Raw genomic sequence first — 6,022 nt, 5'->3', positions numbered from 1 at the left:
TTTTTCCAAGATTTTCACGAAATGCATATACTGCATGGTCATAAACAACACTGTCTGGACGTGAGAAATATATGAGTTCAAATATGCAGTGGGCTGTATGTTCACTATCTCGAAACTCCTCTGGATTCAGTTGAATTGATCGTATTCCATTTTTACTGACATGAATAATCTCAGATGGTGAAACTTCTTTTTTGAATTCAGCTCTTATGATATCTATACAGCATAAGAAGATCCAGAAGAATGCTACCAAATATTGTATCAAATTCATTAGAAATATTTTGCTAAATCACTATATGATGTTGTAATAAGCGGTTCTGCAAGAATATAATTTAAGTATTGTTGGAACTCTCCATTTATTTTAAACCCGATGCAGAGGCTTCCGCCATTGTCCGTTTCGAAATCAATCCCGTCTTGCAGATCATACCATTTGAGTATGTATCCTTCGTCAATAATAAATTCCGAACGGTTGAGCGGAGCAGCAGAAGTTGTATAGATCGGATCATCCTTTCAAGTTTCGAGATTGGGTAGATGTGCCTGGCCGTGCAACATTCCTGTACAATAGGAAAGTGGATCTTCCGTCATGATGCAATTCGCTCCCAGGCTGGCTTTCCTTCTTATGGCTTTTCGATATTTGTGAATGAAAATAGCCACACTGCCCTAAATACCCACAGTCAAACATCGTTACCGGCAGATATGCACGCGAGGTGTGGTTGTGGCGGAAATCCGGGATCATTCGGTCTTTCAAACTACTACGAAGAGAAAATTGGAATGAAGGGTATTCCCCACCATCCCATTTATGCAAATTGACAATAGATGATAGAAGCAAGTATTTTTATTTATCTTCTTCGACTATCTAGTAAACAATGCAGATGTTTGAAGTTGGTTTGCATTTACTTCAGCTCTACTGAAGCTGAGTCTTTTTCCAAGGAATATTTATGCAACTTCAACCAAATTATGACAGGATCAATATAAATACTCTTCTTATTTTAGGTGTTCTTACAATTGCATTTGCAGCAAGTGCAGGTGAAATGACCGTTTCGATACCGCTTGATGCTTCAGCTATAAACATCTCCGAGGCTGGCATCTATACGAAAATAACCGGCATAGGGATGGGCCTCATCAATGTGATTGGAGCGCCCAGCCTCCCCGCGTATTCCGCGAAGATAGCACTGCCCACAGGCTGCATGGCGACTGAGATTGATATCATTGATGCCGAATACACAGCTGTGAGGGGACTGTATAATGTCATGCCGGTTCAGACTCCGGTTCCATTTTCAGTTGAGTGGAATGCGTCTCCAGTTGAGCCGGATCCGAAAATATACAATTCCAGCTCTTTCTATCCTGCGAATCCCGTTGAGTTCGCCGGTTCCAGCGTTATACTGGGTATCCCTCTTGCATACGTAATGGTGTTTCCAGTAAGATGGAATCCTGTAAGCAAAACGGTTGATATCCTTGCGAATCTTACCCTGAGAGTTACCTACGAGAGCAGTCCTGAAGCATCCACTGTTGTCAGGAGGAGCATTCAGAGCGAGCTTCGATCTCAGGAAACTGTCAGGAACCTTGTGGTGAACCCTGAGGGAGTATCACATTCGGGAGCTGCAATAGTCGATTCAAAGGATCTGGCCTACGGTGAGTATATAATTATTGCAACCACGGCTTACGAAAGCCATGCTCAGGAACTGGCGGACTGGAAAACCTCGAAGGGCGTGCCTGCCAACGTCTATACAACAAGCTGGATTGAAAACAGCTACAGCTGCTTTGACCTGCAGCAGGAGATTCGGGCGTTCCTTACGGACTGCCGCGATGAAGGAGTGGAATACATTCTCATCTATGGAGATGATAACATAATAGAAGGCAGAGATGCCAGAATAACATTTCTCGAGCATGAAGAATATCCCCCAGTTGACCTTTACTGGTCGGATATCAACGACATGTTTCCGGAAGTCGATCTATGGGACAGTAACGATAACCATATCTGGGGCGAGTTCGAAATTGACAATATTGATTACCATCCGGATCTCTGGGTAGGTAGGGCGAGCGTAAACACAACCGACGAATGCACAATCTTCAACGAGAAGGTATACATCTACGAAGGGGTTTCATCCACTGATTACTTTGAGAGTTCGGAGATTGAGGAGAGGATCGGGTACACGACAGAAAGGCTCTGGCCGGGATGTTACGCCTCCGCCGGAGCAGAACTCATATCCGAGTACGTTCCATCAGATTGGACAGAGGAGAAGTGCTACGATTCCAACGGGAACAACAACATAGCGATAACTGACAGCATGCTCAATGCCGGACCTCATCAAGTATACCACGGCAGCCACGGCTCGCCTACAGAATTTTCTCTTCCCGGAGGGCTTTACTCAACTAACGATTTCAGGAATCTCACCAATATCTCCAACGGCAATCTTCCTGCAATATGGAACTCTATCTCGTGCAATATTGGATATCTTGATTACGACTCGGACTGTATGGGTGATGCATGGAACAATTCTCCTAATGGAGGTGGGTTTGGTGCATTCAACGCGAGGTATGGCTTCGGGAACCCCAGCAATCCGGGATACGGCCTCAGCGAAATACTATGCAGGTACTTCTATGACGTAATGTGGAACAATGACCTGTTCATTCTCGGTGTTACTCATGCAATGGGTAACGATGCTATGGGTCTCATCAACTATGAAGTGATAGACTGGTGCGTTAAGGAATACAACCTTTTTGGAGATCCGGAGCTTCCCATGTGGTTCCATGACGCATCTGATCTGGATGCTGCACATACCGCAAGCATTTCCGGAGCGACAAGTGTAACTGTAACTGTTACATCAGGCGGATCACCCGTAAACGGAGCCAGGATTTGTCTTCAGAAGGGGGACTGGCAGACTGGTGACATCTATATGGTTGAAACAGCAAATGCAGCCGGAGAGTATACTTTCTATGTCAATCCGGCATCTACAGGTACCATATCCGTAGTTGCCTGGGCAAGGGATCATATCTCCTATCAGGGAACCATAAACGTCACAGGTACAGGATTTGAGGGGGGAGGCATTCAGGATTACATCAACGGTGTTGATGCTGTATACCCCAGCCCTGCGATGAACAGCGCTACAATACCCTTCAGCTTTGCAGTAGAAGGTATGGCCAGGGTTGATGTGTACGATATAACAGGTAGTCTTGTTAGAAAACTTGCTTCCGAAGAGATGACTGCCGGAGAGCACAGCCTTGTGTGGGAACTTGAAGATGCCAATGGAGAGGCAGTTCCATCGGGAATATACCACATAAGAGTTTCAACTGCCGATTGGACAGGTACGATCAGCCTGGTGGTTACCAGATAGAAACCGATTAAAAGGACGGGTTGTCATTCCGCCCTTATCGTTTTCAGCAAGTGCGTTTTCCAAACAGAATTCGAGTGACGATCTTTTAAAGGCTAGTGCATCACCGAAACAGTCCCGTCGTAATAATTAACGATATAGACCGCATTACCAGCGGGAAGTGAACAGATGCTGGAAGGATTTTCGCCTATGTTCCTGATTGTAATGACAAAATTGTCTTTAAAATAAATCATAGATACAGTGTTTTCCATACAGTTAGCAACGTAAGCACAAAGAGGATGAAAACAAAGGCCAATAGGACCATTACCGACATTCACTGTCTCTGTTACCGAGTTATCTGACGTCCGGATGATAGAAACAACATCGTCACCAAAGTTTGAAACGTAAACGAATTCTCCTGATGGATGAGCAGAAATACCTATTGGATGTGCTAGCATACTTACTGTTTCTACAACCGAATTGTCGGATGTGCGGATTACAGAAACGTTGTTGGAATTACAATTAGTAACATAGACGTACTGTCCGGAAGGAAGTGAACATAAACGATAGGGATTTGTTCCTACATCTATGTTTGTAACCACAGAGTTGTCAGAAGTTCGAATGACAGAAACATTATTGTTATCCCGGTTTGCGGTATAAACGTATTCGCCTGAAGGGAGCGAACAGATTCCTACAGGCCTGTTTCCTACATTGATATTCTCAACTACGCAGTTGTCGGAAGTGCGGATGACAGAAACGTTATCGGAGCCCCAGTTTGTTACATATACGTAATCACCGGAGGGAAGTGAGCAAATCCCGTATGGACTTTCACCAACATTTATTGTTGTGATAACGGAGTTATCAGATGTGCGGATAACTGATACATCATCGCTACCGCGGTTTGTAACATAAACGTACTCCCCCGAAGGAAGTGTACAAATACTCCACGGGTTAATGCCTACATCCACAGTAACTATCACATTACTCGGCGGAAATCGAACAGAAATTTCATTACTCCAGCTGGTAAGATTCTCGTTATTCGTTGTAAGAAGCGCATAGTAGTAAATATGTGAAGGGCCGATGTTGCAATCATCATAAGTATCTATCCCGGGCAAGGACGTGCAATACACAAGTTCAGCAATGGTGAAATCATCCTCAATACCGGAAGTGATTGATCTGTAGAGTTTGTAGGAATTGAAGTTTGCATCAGGACAATTGGTCCAGGCAAGAGAAGTGTATCTCCGGGAATAATCAATAAGTGACAGCTCTGAGGGTGTGGGACGTTCTGTGTTTATTGATACTTCGTTACTCCATACACCATTCCCGTTGGAACCAGAAGTCCTAAGAATGTAGTAGTATTCTGTTCCCCAGGTAACGCCATTATCTATAAAGCTGGATGTGTTGATCTGTGTAAATTTTCCCAGGATATCCGCAGAGGAGAGGTGCGAGGGGATGTGGGAAGTTTCTGACCTGTAAAGAACGTAGCTGTTGAAGTCCTGATTGGAACAGATGGTCCAGGAAGCTGTTACCACACAGCTGCTTTTAGTGCCTGTTGAATTCAACCTTGAGAATGATAATACTGCTGTTGCACAAGGTATGGAAGCATCTCCTGATTCGGTCTTGTCGGTTGAACCGGTAAAATCTACCGAAAGAGTGGATGAGGCTACATCAGGCCCTGTACTATTTACGCATGCTAAGAGCAGAACAAGTGCAAAAACGATGGTCACGTTTACTACATTTTTCATGTTGCTGTTTCCATCTTGGGTGTGTATTTCAATAAAAGATATATGAGCATTACAGTTAATCATGAGTATGTCAACTTTAATAGATTGTCTGCATAATTTGCATACCCAAAATATCCAGCGAAATATGCGAAGTCGACTTCCTTCTTTTGATACCCATTGAGGCCTTCTCCTCGGCATGCCATCGTGGTCGGCAAAAACGAGTTTATATGCAATATCAGGGAGTTCGGGGCGCTGGCCGTTGTTCAGCCTGTTCTTCAGAACCTCAAGGATGATGAGATTCTCATAAAGTCCCCCTCGCAGTGGATCGCGAGAAAGCTGATCAGCTCTGTGGATACCCAGGAGTTAACAGACCATACCGACATCCGTGAAGTAGATCTTCGGTGATTTCATTACGCGCTTCCGCGTGTTCTCGAAATAAGGTTGCAGTTCAAAAACCACGAACGAAGCCTTCAGGACATCAATTCATGTCTTGATCGTGGTTGAAGAAACACCCACATTGGGACAAACCGGCGACAACGCGCTCAATGCAGGACTCAAGATGGAAATCGTTGGGCTTTCCTTCCAGTGAAAAATCAAGATCCTCCGAAAACCTCGGCAGGGAATAGAGGAACCGAAGTTTCTAGAAGTTCGTTCTCCGGGCGTGGTATATGTAGGTGTAACCGTCAACGTTATCCGATGCGGTCCATCCGGTCTGAAGGAACTAACCCTGGAAGATGAGGTCGGCAGTCTCTGAAATCGGATAATCCACGAGCATATACGCGTCGATGAGGATTCTTCGAGAGTATTCTCATTTATTGTTCATATTCAGGATAAAGCTTCTTCATGCATTCAGGACAGATTCCATGACTGAACAGAGTGTCTGAACGCTCTGTTATGTATTTCTCTATCTGTTCCCAGTATCCGGAATCATCCCTGATCTTTTTACAGGACGAACAGATTGGAAGCAGCCCGCTGAGTGTTTTCACTTCG

At 44.5% G+C, this 6,022-nt stretch carries 3 protein-coding genes and 1 pseudogene; 2 read left to right on the top strand and 2 right to left on the bottom strand.

Annotated features, from left to right (window positions below):
* Positions 1-223, bottom strand: a pseudogene (locus K8S15_12715) (amidophosphoribosyltransferase).
* A 712-nt stretch (positions 224-935) separates the two neighbouring features.
* On the opposite strand from K8S15_12715, the gene K8S15_12710 reads away from it, so the two are divergent.
* Positions 936-3,332 (top strand): hypothetical protein, encoded by a 2,397-nt coding sequence (locus K8S15_12710; GenBank protein MCD4776898.1) that lies wholly within the window; start codon positions 936-938, stop codon positions 3,330-3,332.
* A gap of 92 nt (positions 3,333-3,424) precedes the next feature.
* Here K8S15_12710 and K8S15_12705 read toward each other — a convergent pair whose 3' ends face one another.
* Positions 3,425-5,053, bottom strand: a complete 1,629-nt coding sequence (locus K8S15_12705; protein ID MCD4776897.1) for a YncE family protein — start codon at positions 5,051-5,053, stop codon at positions 3,425-3,427.
* Between the two features lie 183 nt (positions 5,054-5,236).
* On the opposite strand from K8S15_12705, the gene K8S15_12700 reads away from it, so the two are divergent.
* The gene (locus K8S15_12700) at positions 5,237-5,437 is read left to right on the top strand and encodes a hypothetical protein (protein MCD4776896.1); all 201 of its coding nucleotides are present in this window, start codon (positions 5,237-5,239) and stop codon (positions 5,435-5,437) included.
* Positions 5,438-6,022: the final 585 nt, after the last annotated feature.

This window comes from Candidatus Aegiribacteria sp., from assembly GCA_021108005.1.
Taxonomy (GTDB): domain Bacteria; phylum Fermentibacterota; class Fermentibacteria; order Fermentibacterales; family JCC-6; genus Aegiribacteria.
The sequence above is the reverse complement of the archived record's forward strand: the minus strand, read 5'-3'. Positions and strand labels throughout refer to the sequence as shown.